Origin of the sequence: Bacillus hominis (assembly GCF_018332515.1) — a bacterium.
Classification (GTDB): Bacteria; Bacillota; Bacilli; order Bacillales; family Bacillaceae_G; genus Bacillus_A; species Bacillus_A hominis.
The window spans coordinates 1-18,704 of sequence record NZ_BOQD01000060.1; the positions used below are offsets into that span (position 1 = coordinate 1).

Genomic DNA, 18,704 nt, shown 5'->3' on the forward strand with positions numbered 1-18,704 from the left:
AGATCCTTTCTTTCTATTATATTATGCATGTTGATTAATGACAGTATAGTTTTTATGGCTTACAACTGTAAGGGGTTCCATATCTAGTTCTCTAAAATTCTCCATAATTGTTATATCAACAATAACGGAGTTTTGATTTACCTTTTGAACACGGCCTTGCATTCCACCTTTAAATTCGATGATATCTCCAGTTTCTGCGATCTGCATAAGCAACTCTCCTTGTTCTAGTTTTCCCAAAAAAAGAATAATTTGGGCTTTTTTATTTCCTCTTATTTTGAACTATATTTACTACTTTGTAAATGTTTCCAAAGTAAAAAATCGAAAAATATTCACTTTTTGTAAGGGAATATGTAAAAAGATATTGTTTAGGAGAGGGAGGATGAAAATGCATACATCTTTATATAGGAGTATAATAAAAGATACAATGACCTACTAAAGTGGGAGAAATTAGGGGCGGTAAAATGATGTTTGAAATTGTGGGGAGCTTTATAGCGATTTTATTATTTTTATTTTCTTATATACAGTTGAAGAAAGTGCGTCATCATGAAACAACTACATATTTTGATGGACTGGATGGTGTGCACACATCAATAACACATCATAGTGGTGGGGATATGTAATGATATATAACTTTCTTTTTATGCATGGTATGATGGCAATAAGAAATAGTACGTAATATAGTTCGTAAGTGATGAATGGGGAGTGGAAAGAATGCGAATTTCTTTTATTCGTCATGGTCGTTTGGACAGTACTATAGAGCCAATGACAATTATTTCATTTCGTGAATGGATGAAGCAATATGATTTAGGGACTACCGTAAAAGAAACTCCTATACCAATTGAAACAATTGAGACGATTGAATCAGCGAAATTGGTTGTAACGAGTGATCAGAGGCGTGCTGCGCAATCAACAGCCGAATTAACTGATTCTTTATCTTTTGTGCAAAATCCTCTTTTTAGGGAAGCTGAAGTTCCAACGAGTTTTTATGCTCCAAAATGGTTGAAGTGTAAACCTAATGTATGGATGTTTATTGGACGTACACGATGGATATTTGGTTATAGTAAAGATGTTGAGTCTTATAAGGAAGTACGAGAAAGAGCAAGGCAAGCTGCTAATATGTTGCACCGCTATGCGCTCGTACATGGACGTATTGCCCTTGTAGGTCATAGTTATTTTAATGCGATGATTGGGACTGAACTGAGGGCAATGGGATGGTCTGGTTCGCCTATTTTTCATAGGAAGCCATGGGGATGTACAACGTATACATTTCATGAGGAGATGGATGGAAATGTATTAAATACAAAATTAACTTAAAAGAGGCTGTCCCTTTGGCAGCCTCTTTCTCTACATAACAAGCAAAAAAGAATTGTCCTTTTAATATATAGAAACCAATGACCGTAATGGTTTTATTAGATGGGCATACGGTTCACCGACGAGCATAACGATTTTATCTTCTTTATAACCGAGTTTTTCATATAGTGAAAACGCACGCTTGTTTTCTAAATTAACAAGTAAGGCAATTCTTTCATGACCTTTTTCAGTTGCATGAAGTTCAGCTGCATCGATTAATTTAGAGCCAATGCCACGTCCACTGTACATATTTGAAACTGACAACGTGTCAATATAATACTCATCAAGTTCAGCTTCTTTTTCTAACGTAATGAATTCGTCTTCATGTAGTTCTCTTAAGTGGTGTACGATTGGTGCATCAAGTTGTTCAGCGTCACTACCGTGATAAACGACAATAACTCCAACTACTTTTCCGTCTTGTTCAGCCACTAAACAGTTTTCATAGCTCAATCGATTATTTTCTTTTGCGAACCATGTTTCAAGTCCTAGTATTACTTTTGCTTCAATTGTGCTACCTGTGATTTTTTCAGCAATTTCGTGCAGAGCGTCATACAGTAAAGGTGCTACTCCTACCGCATCTGTCTTTTTTGCTTTCCGAATCATAGTATCCCTCCTAGTTCTATGTATATATTGTAGCATAAAATAAAATAACAAACAGTGGCTTGGAACTTTGTTATACAGAGCGTCAAAAAGTTTGATATAGAGAAGTAGCTATGTTAGTATATGATATTTAGTGCGAATATAATAAAGTGATATAGCTATAAAAATAATAAAAGTGAATTACATAATAGTAACGGGATAATTTTACCGTTGTCGACATATAGAAGATGCGATAAAATAAACTATTGCAGAGAGGTGAAATACATGGATAAACAATTAGCAAATGCAATTTTGGATCAGCTGAAAAATGGTGAAATAAAGGAGTATGTTGCGACGAAAGATGTATTTTATACGTTCAGGGAAGTTGTTGTAAGTCGAGAAGATTTTAAACATATTATCGGGAACGCACAGCGCGGTGGACAGGTAATTTATACATATTCAGAAACACCACGTTCATAAAGTGAAACTTTAATCAGTGGGGGCATCCCCCACTGATTATTAGTTGAACCAATCGGGCATTTACGGGCAGTTATCTCCCACCTGACTTCCTTGTATCCATTGAATTTCAAGGTGAGAGTCTTACTGCCCGTTAATGCGGGATAAATAGAAGATAAAGGAGAGGAGAATTATGGGAGATTTTAAACAAAGCATATTACCACATTGGGACTATATGTGGAAAGATAGAGCTGGGAATAGGTTTATGGGAATGGTTATGTATCCAGAGAAACGAAAATGTTCAGCAAAAATGCTTCAGAAAATAAAAAGAGCATATGAGCAAGCTGTAGAAATTAAAGTAACTGTACAAGTTCAACATACATATCAGTACGTAGAAGGAATGATTGTATACTTTGATGAAGAAGCTCCTGTATGTACAATGCTCGATAAAGATGAGAATCCACATCATATATTTGTAAAAGATATTTTGCGTATTGAGCACCCTGAATAATTTTTTTCATAAATAAATTGAAGTTCCATAATAATAATCTTTTTCTATAATAGTTATCTTTTAGTATGTAACGAGGAAAGAAAGAGTATGTATACTATTTAATAAAGTAAAATTGATAAATGTAATCGTTTTTTAGAACAGATTATAGTTTAATGTCTGTTCTTTTTTGCGTGATGCTGGAGAAATATAATCCTCCAGCATTTACTGTTTTATGACAAAAAATATTGCTAACTTTTTTAAAATGAGGTTAAATGCGTTGACAACTTTTTTGAAAAGCACTTTATTGACATGAGTTTTAGAATGTTGTTTCATAGTCTTTGTATTGAAAAAAAACGATGATCATGTCGAAAAGTAAAAGTTAAAAAAATAAAGATTTTATACATATATCTTGTGTCTTATTTTGAAACGTAATACAATATATAGAGAAAACAAGAAATGACATACAGAGAATATAGATTGGAGAGGGAGGGTCGGAAATGTTAGTTGCATATGATTCTATGACAGGAAACGTGAAGCGTTTCATCCACAAATTAAATATGCCGGCCGTTCAAATTGATGAAGCTCTAGTATTAGATGAAGACTTTATTCTTATTACGTATACAACAGGTTTTGGCAATGTACCGGAACGTGTTTTAGACTTTTTAGAACGCAATAATGAAAAATTAAAAGGCGTATCTGCAAGCGGCAATCGTAATTGGGGAGACATGTTCGGTGCAAGTGCTGACAAAATTTCTACTAAATATGAAGTGCCTATTGTATCAAAATTTGAGTTATCTGGAACAAATAATGATGTAGAATATTTTAAAGAAAGGGTGCGGGAGATTGCGACACATTGAACTGAATAATGAAATCACGCAAATGCAGGACGGTTTTTATCAGCTTCATAAAGATAAAGAGGCGTTAGAAGTCTTTATGGAAGAAGCTAGAGAGAATACCGTTCATTTTAATAGCGTGGCAGAGCGAATGGAGTATATGAAAGAACACGATTACTATTACAACGTTCTGGACGAGTATAGATTGGAGGAAGTAGAGGGAGTATATAACATCGCTTATGGTGAAAACTTCGAGTTCCAATCTTATATGGCAGCATCTAAGTTCTATAAAGATTATGCGTTAAAAACGAATGATCAAAAACAATACTTAGAAAGCTATGAAGATCGTGTAGCAATTGTGTCATTATACTTAGGACGCGGTGATGTTGCGAAGGCAAAACACTTCGCAAGCATGATTGTAAAACAAAACTACCAACCAGCGACACCAACCTTTTTAAATGCGGGAAGAAGCAGAAGAGGAGAAATGGTGTCTTGTTTCTTGTTAGAGATGGACGATAGCTTAAATTCAATTGGCTTTAACATTAATACTGCAATGCAATTATCGAAAATCGGTGGTGGAGTAGCTTTAAACTTATCTAAGCTACGCGCACGTGGTGAGCAAATTAAAGGTATTGATAACGCCGCAAGTGGTGTAGTACCAGTTATGAAATTGCTTGAAGATTCGTTTTCATATGCGAATCAACTTGGCCAACGAAAAGGTGCCGGCGCTGTATACTTAAACATTTTCCATTGGGATATTATTGAATTCCTTGATACAAAAAAAATAAATGCCGATGAGAAGAGCCGTATTCAGTCTCTATCAATCGGAATTATCGTTCCAAGTAAGTTCTTTGAACTTGCTGAGAAAAACGAACCTTTCCATGTTTTCGCGCCTTATACAGTATTTAAAGAGTACGGAAAACATTTAGATGATATAGATATTGATGAAATGTACGATGAATTAATGAGCAATCCGAAAGTGAAGAAGAAGCCACTAGATATTAGTGCACGTGATATGCTGATTAAAATCGCTATGATCCAGCTTGAGTCTGGTTACCCATACTTAATGTTTAAATCAAATGCAAATAACCAGCATCCATTGAAGGATATTGGAACTGTGAAGATGTCGAACTTGTGTTAAATATGTAGCACCTTCTAGTAGAAATGCTAGTCGAAAACTCCGTTAAACGGGGAAAGCCTCAAGTTTGAGGTAACCTACCGTGCTAAATCTTATCTTAGAATGAAAATATAAAAGTTCAGAATGTATCTTATTATTTTGTATAGCAGAGTTATCGGACAACATAAAGTAATAAGAGACTTTCTGAAAGATTAAGATAAGTAAAAGCCTAACGACTATCCCATTTGGGAGTAGAGCGCAAGCGATTGGCGTTCGAAAAGCGGAGCACCTAACCAGGTAATGCTGTAGGTGATGATATAGTCTGTCCTGTATGGTGACATACAGCAGTTGCGTGAGCAACGGACTGAGTAGTAGCGAACTCGGTTGAACATTCGAGACAGAAATCTTCCAGCTTCAAGAAACTTCTGAAATAAATGATTACGGTACAGATGACATTATCCGTCGTGATATTAACTGTAACTTAGGATCGTTAAATATCGTAAATGTAATGGAAAATAAAGAAATTCGTGAAGCAGTTCATGCGGGAATGGAAGCTTTAACAGCTGTTTCTGATATGACGATCATTCCGAATGCACCAACTGTGAAAAAAGCAAATGATGAGCTTCATTCAGTTGGACTTGGAGCAATGAATTTACACGGATATTTATCAAAAAATAAAATCGCATATGAAAGTGCAGAAGCGAAAGAGTTCGCTCGTACATTCTTTATGATGTTAAATTACTACTCGATTGAGAAAAGTATGGAAATCGCTAAAGAAAAAGGCGAAACATTTAAAGACTTCGATAAGTCTGATTATGCGAATGGCACATACTTTGAAAAGTATGAAACGACAGATTACAGCCCAGTAACTGAAAAAGTTCAGCAATTATTTGAAGGAATTCATATTCCAACAAAAGAAGATTGGACAAGTTTAAAAGAGCAAGTGAAGAAGAATGGATTATATAATTCATATCGTCTTGCAATCGCTCCTACACAATCTATCAGTTACGTTCAAAATGCAACTTCAAGCGTAATGCCAATCGTAAGTCAAATCGAATCAAGAACGTATGCGAATGCGACAACATATTATCCAATGCCGTATTTATCAAAAGATACGTTCTGGTACTATAAATCTTCTTACGATATGAATCAGTTTAAACTAATTGATTTAATCGCAGAAATTCAAGAGCATATTGACCAAGGAATTAGTACGATTCTTTACGTTAATAGTGATATTTCAACACGTGAGTTAGCACGTTACTACATCTATGCGCATAAAAAAGGCTTAAAGAGTCTGTACTATACAAGAACACGTAAGTTAAGTGTGGAAGAGTGCGTGGCTTGTACCGTTTAATATAAAAAGTGTGACATTATGAGCAGGGTTTTCTGAACCCTGCTCATGCTTAGTTATCGATTTTTCATGTTTATTTAGAGAAGGGGCGATTGAATGCGTGCGGTAAACTGGAACAAAAAAGAAGATGATTTTAGTTTAATGTTTTGGAAGCAAAACATCGCTCAGTTTTGGACAGAAGAAGAAATCGCGGTATCTTCTGACAAAAATACTTGGGCACAATTATCAAAAGAAGAGCAGGTTGCTTATAAGCGTGTATTAGGTGGTTTAACACTTTTAGATACGAAACAAGGCGGCGAAGGGATGCCACTTGTACTTGTTCATCTTGAAAATTTACAAGCGAAAAGTGTATTAGCTTTCATGGGAGCTATGGAAGAAGTACATGCGAAGAGTTACAGTCATATTTTCACAACGCTAGCTACGGAAGAAGAAATTGATGATATTTTTGAATGGGTAGATAACCATCCATTACTTGAGAAAAAGGCTGGTATTGTTACTAGTTACTATCGTCGTTTATTAAAGCCTGAAGTAACGAAAAAAGAGCTATACATGGCAATGGTAGCAAGTGTATTCTTAGAAAGTTACTTATTCTATAGTGGGTTCTTCTATCCACTTTACTTAGCTGGTCAAGGTAAACTGACGGCAAGTGGTGAGATTATTAACCTAATCATTCGTGATGAGTCCATTCACGGCGTATTCGTCGGTATTTTAGCACAACAAATCTTCGCAGAACTTTCTGCAGAAGATCAACAAGAAGTGCAAAAGGAAACGCAAGAGTTATTAATGGAACTATATGAAATCGAAATGGCATATACAGAAGAAATTTACACTTCTATCGGTCTTGTAGAAGATGTAAATCGTTTCGTTCGTTACAATGCGAATAAAGGACTTATGAACTTAGGACTTGAGCCGAAGTTTGAGGAAGAAGAAATTAACCCAATCGTTTTAAATGGTTTACGTACAGATACGAAAAACCATGATTTCTTCTCGGTAAAAGGAAATGGTTACGTAAAAGCAACGAACGTTGAAAAGTTAGCAGACGATGACTTCGTATTCAATTTTTAATATAGTGTTATAGAAAAAGCTGTCTTTATAGAAAAGACAGCCATAATGATAAGGCTTTTTTACATAACGTTATTATTTTAACTGCAAAGTATTTGATATGTTCCCCTCCAAATGCTCACGTAAGGTTGAACCTGTATACTCTTCCCTAAACACACCTGCTCTCACGAATAAAGGAATGACTTCACTAAAGAATAAATCCAATGATTTTGGAGGTCCCCCTGGAATTGCAATAAATCCATCTAATGCTCCGGCTTCAAACCTATCCATAATTTGCTTACAAACATCTTGTGATGTGCCAACCGCTACCCAATGAGCAGAGCCAACAACTTCTGGTCGCTCCAGTATTTGTTCAACAGTTGGCTCATTTTTAATGATGTAATTCCGTAATAATTCGGCATGTGTTTTACTACGCACAGTTTGCTCCCTGCTTGGTAGCATATCTTCAGTTACCTTACTTTCTAACGGAATCCCTCTAACGTCTAGTCCGAGAACCATTTCAAGTAAAGCATACCTCTTCTCTTTTGTGAGATGTTGATGAGCTTGCCTGTGCATTTCTAACGCTTCTTCATATGTATCGCCAATAAAGAAATATAAACCAGGCAATACACGTATATCATCTGACTGACGGCCATGTTGCTCTGCTCTTCTTCTTAAATCTTGACGCAGTTCAATTCCTGACTCTACATCTGGCGTTGCAGCAAAAATTGCATCAGCAACAGAAGCGGCGAAATTCCGGCCAGACTCTGAAGCACCAGCTTGAAATAAAGGCATTTCCCCAGAAATATGCTGCGGGACATTAAGTGGACCTTTCACCTCAAAATGCTCGCCACGATGCTCAATTGGCTGTACCATATCTCTAATCACGTCAGCGTTATCTACTTTCAAAACTTCATAAGGATGGCTCCTCCAAAGTTTTCTTACTAACTCTGTACATTCTGCCGCTTTCGCGTATCGCTCTTCAGATGGTGGCATCCCTGTCTCACCAAAGTTTCCAGCACCATCAATTGATGTGACAATGTTCCATCCTACTCGGCCGTTACTAATCCAATTTAAAGATTGTAGTTGCCTCGCTAGTATGTATGGTGGATAAAATGATGTTGAAGCTGTCGTAACAACTCCAATTTTTTCTGTTGCATAAGCAATAGCAGTAAATAATAATGTTGGATCTAAAATTACATTCCCCTTATTACGAGCAATTAAATCAGGGTGCGCCACTAAATAATCGGCTTTAAATACAAAATCTAACTTAGCCTTTTCTGCCCGTTGTGCTAACTCTACTTGTTCATTGATTCCTGAATCAAACTTATTCTCTTGTTCTTTCTTTCTAGAAATTAAACATAACCCAATGCAAAGTTGTTTTTTTGTAGACATATGTACACACCTTCCCCTTATTTTTAATTCACCTAGTTAAGCAAATGCCACTACTATCACATCTTGTATTTTTTATAACACCATAAAATGATAATGATTATAAATATCATTTTATGGTTTTACTGAAATAAATGCAACAAAAAAAACTCCCGCTTACGGGAGTCCCTTATCTCAATATTTCATTCGCTTCTTTTTCATAAATTTTATCAAATGAAGTCATAATGCGCTGCGATGCTTGAATCATTTTTTGATTCGTCATAAGATCAGCCATTTCTTTCGTCATATCCACATTTGAATTTTCTAGCATGTGATTTTTTACTATCCCTGTACCGTTCGGTAAATCAGCAATATTTCCTTCTGCTAGTGTAAAACTTTTATTTTCACGTTGCACGAGACGGGCATTCGTTTCTGCATCGACTGTTTTCGTTTGCAAGCGAGCAATGTTATTTTGTGTTACTTCATCGTATAAAGTGCCGTCTGCTTGTACAGCTATCTTTGCTCCTTCTGGAATACGAATACGTTCATTATTCTCACCCATTACGAAAGCGCCAGATGCTGTTTGTAAATAACGATCACTATTTAACGTAAAACTACCATCTCTCGTTAAAAACGTTTCATCATTTTTAGATGTAACGAAAAATGATGATGTACCAGCTGCACCGTCATCTAAAAAGAAATCTGTAGGGCTATTTGTAATTTGTATATTTCCTTGCGCTAAATTCACATGTGTCGCAGCTGGTACAACAGCGTAATCGACCGAACCGATATTTGTCGCCGATCCGTCTCCGCGGCGATATGTGTCTTGCACATCAAATACTTTAGAAGTCATGTTTTCTGCTTTAAATCCTGTCGTTTGGGCATTTGCAACGTTATTCGAATGAACATTTAAACGCTGCATGTAATTCATCATACCCATAGAACCTATATAAAGACCGTTCATACTCGTTTGAATAAGGCAAGCGCCTTATTCTTCACCTCTTTTCTTACGATGTTTGTAACATTTGTTTTGCTAAATGTTCAGCTGTAGCGATATGTATATGTTGCTTCACATCTTGTCCATCTGTCATTAATACAATTGGAGCTGATGATACAGCTGGAATTTTCAACAATTCACCACTACTCGCTGTTTCATCAAATTTCGTAAACACGATACCATCAATATGAATATCTTTAAAATTCGTAATGATTTCAATCATATCTTTACTTTTCATAGAAGCTGATAACGTTAAGCAAATATAGTCTGGTTCTACTTGTCCCATCGTCTCAATCATTTCTTCAACCGTTTCTGACGTACGATAGTTTTTCCCAGCTGTATCTATTAATATATAATCGACGCGCGCTTCTTCTTTAAAATAAGTGAGCGCCCTTGTCATTGCAGCTTCATCTCGCACAGCAATTACTTCTGATCCAATTGTTTTTACGTAATCTTGTAATTGCTGTACTGTCCCAATGCGTGAATGATCTGTCGTAATAAAACCGACCGTTTTTTTCTTACCGTGAAACTGCCATGCCATTTTTGCAAGTGTCGTCGTTTTTCCAACGCCAGTTGGGCCGATTAACGCAATCGTTTGTACCTCTTTTTCAAATACGTTTTCAGTATTGAAATGAGACCTCATATCTTCCAATATGTATCCGATGACTTCCTCTTCTGTAATCATCGTCGCATTCTCAAACTTCACTTTTAATTTTTCAGCATATGCATGAATAAAGTATTGTTCCACATCGTTTTGTTCTAACATCCGAATTACTTTTTGAATAATAAATGGCACAGATTCCTGCGTTTCTTTTTTAACAACTACTTCTTCTTTCTTTACAGGAATAACTTGTTTCACAGCAGGCTGTTTTTTCGTTACTTTCGCCTCTTCCGTCTGTTTCACAACGACAATCCCTTTTTCAAACAGTTGTAATAGTTTCTCTTTTTTTCTTGCCCATTCTTCACTATTTCCTGTTTGCATCGCTGCGTACGGCATAGAAGTCGTTACGTTTTCTAAATTGTGCAAGACCGATTGAATTCCATTTGCCTTCACAATTTCTTCTGGAATTTCATTTACAACATCCATTAATTGGTCATGAAAATGAGCTATGCCTTCGTTACTTTCTTCCTTTTTATCTTCAGGAAAAGCGACTAACATTTCATAATTCTTCTTCCAGAAAAACGGGATGTTTCGTTTTACACTTTCATCGACAACGTAGTAATAATCTGTACCATATTGGTCAAATAACTTTCGATACAATTCATTTTTCGAAGCTGCTTTTATTCGCATTAACGCTTCTTTTTTTTCTGTACTTTCCATTACTTCACCTCCTACTATTCAATATAAGCAATTTGATCTACAACAATTTCTGGTGCTAATTCACTAATACATAATACTTTTGCTTCTATTTGATAACGTTCAAGCAGTCTCACAATTGCAAATCTGAAATCTTTTCTGCGTGTTAATAATACTGGCTCTCTTCCCATTAAACGAGCTTGTTTGAAAACGCGCTGTACTTGCTCTACTACTCGCGTTTCTAAATCTAAATCCCAGTTTAATAAATAACCTTGATACGAATTGTTAACAACATCTGCATCCAATTCAATTGAGTCAGCGAATAGCGCCGCATAAATTTTCCCGTCAGGATTTTTCGCACTCTCACAAATAACTTTTGAAATACATTCACGAACAAATGCAGTGACACCATCAACATGGTTTTGATAAATTTCCTTCCCGTCAATAATACCTTCAATAATTGTTGGTAAATCGCGGATTGAAATTCCTTCTTTCAGCAGTTGTTTAATAACATTTTGCACGAGTGATAAATCGATTTCTTTCTTCTTAATTTCTTCTAATAAAACGCCATTATCAGTTTCCAGTGATTGAATTAAATCTTTCACATGTTGACGCTGAATTAACTCGTGAAGATTACGTCTAACGACAACATCTAAATGCGTAATTAATATGCTAAGTGGCTCTAATACTTGATAGCCTTTCATTTGTGCATCTTGTACCATATGCTCCAAAATCCAATATCCATCTTCGCCGAAAATTGGATCTTTCGCTGGCTCTGCATCTAAATCAGCCATTACGTTCGGTGTTTTCAATGCTAATAAATAACCTGATTTTAAAACACCTTCAGCCGCCTTCGCACCTTTAATACGAATAACGTAACGTCCGCGTGGTCTAAAGCTCGTATTATCTTTAAAATTAATTCCCGGAACGTTAATACCAAGGTCGGTAATAATCGATTTCCTCATAAGAACAACTTTATCCCTTGCTGTTTCCCCGTTAATTTTCTGCTTCACAAGCGCCGCTAAATCTAATCCGAGCTCTACGATAATTGGGTATTTATCTGTAAAGACTCCGAATGAATCTTCCACTTGCTGTAATTGCTCTTCATCGCCTTGAATCATTTCTAATTCCTTTTGAAGCTCGTCTTCTTTTTCTTTCTTTATTCGCTTTTTATTACGAACTCCTAAGAAAATAATCGTGCCTCCAACGAGAGCGAATGGTAAAAATGGTAACGGTGTAAAAACACCCATTGCGATAAATAAACCACCGAGCGCATATACAACAACTTCATGCGCTAATAACTCTTTAAAGATTCCTTCAGTTACTGTATCAGATGAACCGTCAAATACACGCGTTACGATAATACCTGTTGAAATCGCAAGCATTAACGAACCGATTTGGTTTACAATTCCATCCCCGACAGTTAACTGTGTATAATGAAGAGCTGCTTCTGCAAAGCTCATTCCTTGCTGCATCATACCGACAATTAAACCGAAAATAATATTTACGAATAAAATAACAATCCCGAAAATAACATCACCTTTAATGAACTTTCCGGCACCATCCATCGCTCCGTAAAACTCTGTTTCCATATTTAATTTTTTTCGTTTCGCCTGTGCATCTTTTTCTGTAATAAGACGCTGATTTAAATCAGCATCGATAGACATTTGTTTCCCTGGTAAAGAATCAAGTGTAAAACGAGCTGCAACTTCAGCTGTACGAGACGCACCGTTTGCAACGATAAATTGGAATATGATTAATACTATAAAAATAACGATACCAATTAATAAGTTTCCGCCAATTACGAACTGGCCGAACTCTTCAATAACATGACCCGCATTTCCGTCTGTTAAAATCGCTCGCGTCGTCGAAACGTTAATCGATACGCGAAAAATCCCGATTAATAACAACATCGTCGGAAATGACTTTAATTCATCCCACTCGTTAATACTTGTAGCTCGCATATAAATAAGCACTGACATACTTAGTAGAAAAACGATAACGATATCAAGTATAAATGGTGGAAGTGGAATTAAGAGCGCCACAACGAATGACGCTGCTAAAAAGATAGAAAAATAGGTTCGTGCAGAATCTATCTTAAACAAAAGAGATCTCCTCCAAACGCGCTATTATACTTCAAGTTCGTTCGTTTGAATTAAATAGCGCATAACTTCAATTACAGCTACGTATAAATCTTCTGGAATCGCCTCATCTTCCTCGACTTGATAATATAAAGACCGAGCGAGCGGACGGTTTTCCACCATTGGTATTTCTTGTTCACGGGCAAGTGTTCGTATATATAATGCGAGCTCATCTTCCCCTTTTGCAACGACAATTGGCGCCGCATCAACTTGTTTATTGTAACGAAGTACAACCGAAATATGCGTTGGGTTGTTCACAATAAACGTTGCACCATCCATCTTCTTCGCAATTGTCCCTTGCAAGATGGCATGCATAAAGTTTTTTCGTTTCCCTTTTACTTGCGGGTCTCCTTCATTATCTTTATGCTCTTGTTTCACCTCTTCTTTTTTCATCTTAATATCTTGTTCGTACTCCCATTTTTGATAAATGAAATCAATAATAGAAAGAACGATTAAAATAATTAAAATGGCTAAAAAGATAAATTTAATTTGGCTAATAATTTCAGTAAGTGACGCTGTCCAGTTAAATCCAATCATACTAACAATCTTCTCTAAATTCTTTTTAAAGAGAACGTACGAAACGTAACCGATTAATCCCATATAAAACAGTGATTTCAAAATATCTACTAAGCTTTTACGACTAAACAATCTCGTAAAATAGTTTTTCGGGTTAATACGTGACGCTTTCGGCTTTATTACTTTAGAAGAAAATAAGAAACCGACTTGAATCATATAATTGAATAAATGAAAGGCGTATACGAGTATTAATATAGGGGCCGATACTTTCAAAAGTAAAATCCCCATTAAATACAAATACTCCGTCACATCTGTATTTTTTCCAATTTGATCAAACAGCACCGCTACGGAGTTCGCGATTTCATAACCGAGCCAATCTCCGAAAAAGTAAACGACAACTGCTAATACGAGAATGGAAAATAAATTATTTAAATCTTTACTCCGGGCAATATTCCCTTCTTCACGCGATTTTTTACGCTTCTGCGGGGTGGCCTTTTCTGTTTTATTATCCTTTGCCATGCGTGTCCCCCTACTTCGTTAAGAAAAAGTTAAATAGTTTCGTATACTCTTCTAGTAATACGTCTGTCATATTTTTAAACACATAACCGAGCATCGGTATGCTCATCGCAATAAACAAAAGACCACACGTAATTTTAATCACGTACGCATTCATAAAAACGTTTAATTGCGGTGCATTTTTTGCGATTAAAATTAAGACGAAATTAATAATGAATAAGCTTCCCATAAGCGGAAGAGCAATTTCAACCGCTGATGTAATCGCAAATAATAACGTTGCGAGTAGACTATCTAAAAAACTAGTCGTCAGCAATTTTGAAATCGCCTCTGTATATTGAAACGACTTTAAAATCGTGGCAACGAAATAATTAATGCCGCCAAGTGAAATAAAAATAATAAGAAAAAATATATCAAAAATTGTTGATAGTAAAGTAGACTGTGATCCTGCATTCACATCAAATAAACTCGCCTGCGATAAACCGATATCAAAGTCTAAAATATGCCCGGCCATTTTTGGAATGTTCCACAGCATTTCTACAATTTTTGAAAGTGATAATCCAATTACAATTTGCGTTCCTGCATAAGCAGCTACATCCCAAACTGTCTTAATGTGAGAGACATCCACTTGATCGGCCACTGCAATCGAAAGAGCAAGTCCAAATGTAACCTTTGCCATCGCTGGAATCGATCGCCCTGAGAAAAACGGTAAAAAATATAAAAATGAAGTAATGCGGCAAAATGCAAAAAACGTCGCCGCCCATAATTCCATATTCATTTCAATTCACCTATCTTAATACGAACGCAATAGCGATGGAATTTTATCAAATAAATCTAAAATAAGCGTCGTTAACTCTTGAAACATCCACGGACCTAAAATGATAATAACGAGTACAATACTCGCCATTTTCGGTAAAAACGTCAGCGTTTGCTCTTGAATTTGCATCATAGCCATAATGACAGCGATAATAATAACGACAATCATACTTACACCGGCAACCGGCATTAAAATCATAACCCCTTTATAAAAAAAGGTTTGAAAAATATCTATAATTGGTGACGTATTCATTTATATGACTCCTATCACATAGCATCAAACGCTTCAGGCGACTGTTTTAAACATAATATCGACGATTTTTGTATATCCACCTAAATATACGAAAACGAGTATTTTAAATGGTAAACTTAAAATCATCGGCGGTACCATCATCATCCCAAGGTACATTAAAAGTGTACTAATAATTAAATCAATAAAGACAAACGCTAAATAAATGAACATCCCTGTAAGTAACCCTTTTTGAATTTGCGTTAACGTAAAGGATGGCACAAGCGTAAATAGTGAAAGATCCTTTAAATCTTTCGGTAACTCTTCTCCGCGTACTTTCAGCATCATTTTCAAATCATGCTTATACGTATGCTTTGACATATAATCTTTCATAATTGGAGCTGTCGTCTCCGCAGCTTGGCTTACTGTTATTTTTTCTTTCGTCATCGGGTCCCACACATCACTCTTTAACTGACCAAGCACTGGCTGCATCGTAAATAATGATAAAAATAATGCAAGTCCAACAAGCACTTGGTTTGGTGGTAAATTCATAACCCCCAGCCCTTGACGAGTAATCCCAAGAACAATCATAAAATACGTAAAATGCGTAAATAAAAGAACGATAGAAGAAGATAATGATAGAAGGGTAACGAGTGCGAATAGTTGTACACTTGAATTACTCGTAAACTCTTTTCCATTTTCGAAATTAATAAAACCGTTCGGGGCTGCATACGCTGGATTTACAAAAACAAATGAAAAAATAATAGAAAATACGAAAATAACGGCAAATAACGATAACTGTTTCTTTATTCTCATGATGGATCCTCTACTTTTTTCGTTTCACTCTTCACCGCGTCTTCTAGCGCTTGTTGAAACTGATTTCCTGTTCCTGTTAATTGCACAGATTGCACACCGTTATTACTAATAACAGTGAACACTTGCTTTCCGTCCACTTCAAACAAAAAGGCGCTCGTTTGATGATTTAAATATACGCCGTCCTTCACTTGAATATGGCCGTTTTCACCTTGCTTAAAAAACTGCTGTTTGCGCGTCTTTTTCGTCATATAATACGCACCATAACCGAGCGCACCAAACAGTAAAACGACTTGAAATAAGGTCGTCATATACGACATATGACTCCTCCTCTACTCTTTATCCTGCATTTGATTTTGCGCCTTCATAAGCGCTGCATGTTTCTTATCAGCTTCAATTTCAGAAATAATAATGCCGAACTTCTCGTCCATTACGATCGCTTCACCAATACCGACTTTCATATCACTTAAATATACATCTACTTTATGTCCTAAATTTTTCTCTACTTCAAGAACGTCGCCAACTTTTAATTGCTTCACATCGCCAAGCGTAATTGATGACTTCCCAAGCTTTACTCCAAGTTCAATCGAAATATCTGAAACGGTATCAATATGTGCCTTCCCCGCTTCATTTCGCTTCCCTGCAAATTCTTCTAATCCCATTAATGACACAGGAGATACTTCATGCTTCATATGGATCCTCCTACTCTATAAAACTTTTAAATAGGAGCGCCTTACGCGTTCCATCTTTCCCGATAAAACAATTAAATTTATGTTTTCCATCTACATAACCACGTAGTTGGTCTGTTACTTTCGTATGAAGCGGAATAATATCGCCTTCTTCAATTTGCTCAATCTCGCCCATTGTCATTTTTTGTTCACCAATCGCCACGTGAACAGGCTTGTACACTTGATTTACTTTCGCTTCCACTTCAGACGTATACTTTTTACGCTTATCCGAAGAATGTTCGACAATATTTTCAGACGTTAACTTATCCATAATTTCTTCAACGGATAAGAACGGAATACCGATACGAACTGTCGTATTCCAAAAATCTGTTTTCATATTTACGTTCAGTAATGAAATAATATCGCTCGCTGTCGTAATCTTCAGCGCATTCGGATCTGTCTCCGTCGTTACAAATTTCGGTTCAATCGCAACAACGCTTTCAAATGATTGTTGTAAATTTTTACAAAGAAGAGCAAATATATTATCAAGCGTTAAAAACTCAAACGCCGTTAACGGTCTACGCATCAGAAAGTTACGCTTACTATCTCCGCCAAGCCAGCATTCATGAATATAAATAACGAACGCTAAATCTATTTCAATTACAATTTCTCCAAGCTCTGGCAAGCCGAGATCAATAACACAATATAAATAGTAATCTTTCGGCATTTTCTCTACATACTCACTCGTAAACGGAACTTGCTCAACGGTCGAAGGCTCTAGTTCAATCGGAATACGCATACGCGCTGACAACGTCTGTGACGTCTGTTTGCCAAAAGTAGAAGCAATCGCTTGCAAACTACGTAAATGCTCAACACCGAACTTCTCCGGTCTATTAAAATCATACTCTTGAAATTTATCTTGCTTCCCTGCTTCTTGTGCGAAAGCTGGCATTTCCTCGCCTTCATTTACCGCCTTCAGCAGGGCATCAATTTGCTCTTGGCTTAATTTATCGCCACTCATGAAAATCCCCTTCCCTACCTTTTCAATTCAACGATTTCAACGTACATTTTTCCATTCTTCGTTAAAATCTTTCCGGTCCCAATCTCTTCATTCTCAAGCATAAGACGCACCGTATTTTTCGTTGAATTTTCAAGACGATACAATGTACCTTTCGTAATATGAAGCAGATCTTCAATTTTCTTTTTCGTATTTCCGATTTCAAAATAAATTGTTAACGGAATATCATCTTGTAATTTCAAATCTAGCCAACTCCCATATCATGTTCACGAAAATTTCATATTCTCTATTTATATAAATGAAATTTCTTATTTCGAAACGTCTATATTCAATATTTTCTTTATATATCCTTGCGTTTCTTTAAATGGCGGTACGCCTCCGTACTTTCTCACATTACCAGGACCAGCATTATAAGAAGCAAGCGCAAGTACGAGATCACCGTTATTTTTCTTTAAATAACCGCTTAACTCTTTCACACCGCCCTCAATACTTTCAGCTGGTGAAAATGGATTCTTTATGCCCATCTCTTTCACATTTGCTGGCATAAGCTGCATCAGCCCCATCGCACCTGCATGTGACACCGTTTTCGGATTAAAATTAGACTCTACTTCAATCATTTTTTGAATTAACGTTTTCGGAATTCCATATGTATTACTTACGCGATCAATAATATCCTCATACTTACCTTCATTTGAAGAACGTATTTTCTGAATATTATACTTATTCGTTAATCCCCACGTATCAACAGTCTCATTTTTCGTTTCTGGGAAACGTCGCTCAAACTCTTTTTGTGCAACTTGCACCTCATCCACTTTCTTCGTTTCAGCTTTCTCCGTCTCCTCAAGTTTACTCGCTTCCCCTACTTTAATAGGCTCTACCGGTTTATTAACAACCGTTTCTATTTTCGTAGATTGTACCGGCTGACTCATATCTTCTACTTTTGCCGTTGGCGGAGTAACCTTCGTCTCCTTCGCAGGTTCACTCTGCAATTGATCTTGAAAACGACTACTAACAAACGTCTGCGGACTACTTAACTTTTGCTGAATTTGTCCTTTTTTATATGCAAGAACTTCTTTTACTATATTTCCAATTACCATAATATCACCTT

At 36.3% G+C, this 18,704-nt stretch carries 22 protein-coding genes and 1 pseudogene; 8 read left to right on the forward strand and 15 right to left on the reverse strand.

Annotation, left to right across the window (positions count from 1 at the left end; all coding sequences use genetic code 11):
- Positions 1-21: 21 nt before the first annotated feature.
- Entirely contained in the window at positions 22-207 is a 186-nt protein-coding gene (locus KI356_RS07815) for a YkvS family protein (RefSeq protein WP_002064385.1), read from the reverse strand.
- A gap of 257 nt (positions 208-464) precedes the next feature.
- On the opposite strand from KI356_RS07815, the gene KI356_RS07820 reads away from it, so the two are divergent.
- Together KI356_RS07820 and KI356_RS07825 are read left to right on the forward strand one after the other, a co-directional pair.
- Positions 465-620 carry a hypothetical protein gene (locus tag KI356_RS07820; RefSeq protein WP_002117356.1) on the forward strand — a complete coding sequence of 52 codons (156 nt, stop codon included), beginning with the start codon at positions 465-467 and terminating at the stop codon, positions 618-620.
- Positions 621-711: 91 nt separating this feature from the next.
- Positions 712-1,314, forward strand: coding sequence for a histidine phosphatase family protein (locus KI356_RS07825; RefSeq protein WP_212935186.1), 603 nt, complete (start codon positions 712-714; stop codon positions 1,312-1,314).
- 60 nt (positions 1,315-1,374) lie between these two features.
- Here the strand turns inward: KI356_RS07825 and KI356_RS07830 are convergent, their stop codons facing one another.
- Complete coding sequence (locus KI356_RS07830; protein ID WP_128282259.1) at positions 1,375-1,953, reverse strand: GNAT family N-acetyltransferase; 579 nt, start codon at positions 1,951-1,953, stop codon at positions 1,375-1,377.
- 261 nt (positions 1,954-2,214) lie between these two features.
- On the opposite strand from KI356_RS07830, the gene ykzS reads away from it, so the two are divergent.
- The 6 genes and pseudogenes from ykzS (at position 2,215) to nrdF (ending at position 7,241) form a co-directional block, all read left to right on the forward strand.
- Complete coding sequence (ykzS, locus tag KI356_RS07835) at positions 2,215-2,409, forward strand: protein YkzS (protein ID WP_000360788.1); 195 nt, start codon at positions 2,215-2,217, stop codon at positions 2,407-2,409.
- 169 nt (positions 2,410-2,578) lie between these two features.
- Positions 2,579-2,896, forward strand: coding sequence for a hypothetical protein (locus KI356_RS07840; protein ID WP_128282260.1), 318 nt, complete (start codon positions 2,579-2,581; stop codon positions 2,894-2,896).
- A 476-nt stretch (positions 2,897-3,372) separates the two neighbouring features.
- A complete protein-coding gene (gene nrdI, locus KI356_RS07845) occupies positions 3,373-3,732 on the forward strand; it encodes a class Ib ribonucleoside-diphosphate reductase assembly flavoprotein NrdI (RefSeq protein ID WP_000959445.1) in 360 nt (119 codons plus the stop codon).
- Positions 3,719-4,846: pseudogene (locus KI356_RS07850) on the forward strand (ribonucleotide reductase barrel domain-containing protein); the annotation flags it as partial. The gene nrdI and the pseudogene KI356_RS07850, both read left to right, overlap by 14 nt.
- A gap of 382 nt (positions 4,847-5,228) precedes the next feature.
- Positions 5,229-6,179: a ribonucleotide reductase barrel domain-containing protein gene (locus KI356_RS07855; RefSeq protein ID WP_306295567.1), complete on the forward strand. Its 951-nt coding sequence runs from the start codon at positions 5,229-5,231 to the stop codon at positions 6,177-6,179.
- Between the two features lie 93 nt (positions 6,180-6,272).
- A complete protein-coding gene (nrdF, locus tag KI356_RS07860) occupies positions 6,273-7,241 on the forward strand; it encodes a class 1b ribonucleoside-diphosphate reductase subunit beta (protein WP_128282261.1) in 969 nt (322 codons plus the stop codon).
- Between the two features lie 72 nt (positions 7,242-7,313).
- Here nrdF and KI356_RS07865 read toward each other — a convergent pair whose 3' ends face one another.
- From KI356_RS07865 to KI356_RS07925, 13 genes are all read right to left on the reverse strand, one after another.
- Entirely contained in the window at positions 7,314-8,612 is a 1,299-nt protein-coding gene (locus KI356_RS07865) for an NtaA/DmoA family FMN-dependent monooxygenase (protein ID WP_212935187.1), read from the reverse strand.
- Between the two features lie 166 nt (positions 8,613-8,778).
- On the reverse strand, positions 8,779-9,552 hold the full coding sequence (locus tag KI356_RS07870) for a flagellar basal-body rod protein FlgG (RefSeq protein WP_212935188.1): 774 nt from the start codon (positions 9,550-9,552) through the stop codon (positions 8,779-8,781).
- A 43-nt stretch (positions 9,553-9,595) separates the two neighbouring features.
- On the reverse strand, positions 9,596-10,906 hold the full coding sequence (gene flhF, locus KI356_RS07875) for a flagellar biosynthesis GTPase FlhF (protein ID WP_212935189.1): 1,311 nt from the start codon (positions 10,904-10,906) through the stop codon (positions 9,596-9,598).
- A 14-nt stretch (positions 10,907-10,920) separates the two neighbouring features.
- The gene (flhA, locus tag KI356_RS07880) at positions 10,921-12,987 is read right to left on the reverse strand and encodes a flagellar biosynthesis protein FlhA (protein WP_212935190.1); all 2,067 of its coding nucleotides are present in this window, start codon (positions 12,985-12,987) and stop codon (positions 10,921-10,923) included.
- Positions 12,988-13,011: 24 nt separating this feature from the next.
- Positions 13,012-14,058 (reverse strand): flagellar type III secretion system protein FlhB, encoded by a 1,047-nt coding sequence (gene flhB, locus KI356_RS07885; protein ID WP_212935191.1) that lies wholly within the window; start codon positions 14,056-14,058, stop codon positions 13,012-13,014.
- A 10-nt stretch (positions 14,059-14,068) separates the two neighbouring features.
- A complete protein-coding gene (locus tag KI356_RS07890) occupies positions 14,069-14,830 on the reverse strand; it encodes a flagellar biosynthetic protein FliR (protein ID WP_212935192.1) in 762 nt (253 codons plus the stop codon).
- A gap of 15 nt (positions 14,831-14,845) precedes the next feature.
- Positions 14,846-15,121 carry a flagellar biosynthetic protein FliQ gene (locus tag KI356_RS07895; RefSeq protein WP_001098085.1) on the reverse strand — a complete coding sequence of 92 codons (276 nt, stop codon included), beginning with the start codon at positions 15,119-15,121 and terminating at the stop codon, positions 14,846-14,848.
- Positions 15,122-15,154: 33 nt separating this feature from the next.
- Positions 15,155-15,913 carry a flagellar type III secretion system pore protein FliP gene (locus KI356_RS07900; protein ID WP_002118006.1) on the reverse strand — a complete coding sequence of 253 codons (759 nt, stop codon included), beginning with the start codon at positions 15,911-15,913 and terminating at the stop codon, positions 15,155-15,157.
- A complete protein-coding gene (locus tag KI356_RS07905; RefSeq protein WP_000121176.1) occupies positions 15,910-16,230 on the reverse strand; it encodes a hypothetical protein in 321 nt (106 codons plus the stop codon). The genes KI356_RS07900 and KI356_RS07905 overlap by 4 nt, the downstream gene beginning before the upstream one ends.
- A 12-nt stretch (positions 16,231-16,242) precedes the next feature.
- Positions 16,243-16,602 (reverse strand): flagellar motor switch protein FliN, encoded by a 360-nt coding sequence (gene fliN / locus KI356_RS07910; RefSeq protein ID WP_002011996.1) that lies wholly within the window; start codon positions 16,600-16,602, stop codon positions 16,243-16,245.
- A 10-nt stretch (positions 16,603-16,612) separates the two neighbouring features.
- Complete coding sequence (gene fliM, locus KI356_RS07915; protein WP_088058091.1) at positions 16,613-17,599, reverse strand: flagellar motor switch protein FliM; 987 nt, start codon at positions 17,597-17,599, stop codon at positions 16,613-16,615.
- A 14-nt stretch (positions 17,600-17,613) separates the two neighbouring features.
- Entirely contained in the window at positions 17,614-17,838 is a 225-nt protein-coding gene (locus tag KI356_RS07920) for a flagellar motor switch protein FliN (RefSeq protein ID WP_000775712.1), read from the reverse strand.
- Positions 17,839-17,904: 66 nt separating this feature from the next.
- Positions 17,905-18,693, reverse strand: a complete 789-nt coding sequence (locus KI356_RS07925; RefSeq protein ID WP_212935193.1) for a lytic transglycosylase domain-containing protein — start codon at positions 18,691-18,693, stop codon at positions 17,905-17,907.
- Positions 18,694-18,704: the final 11 nt, after the last annotated feature.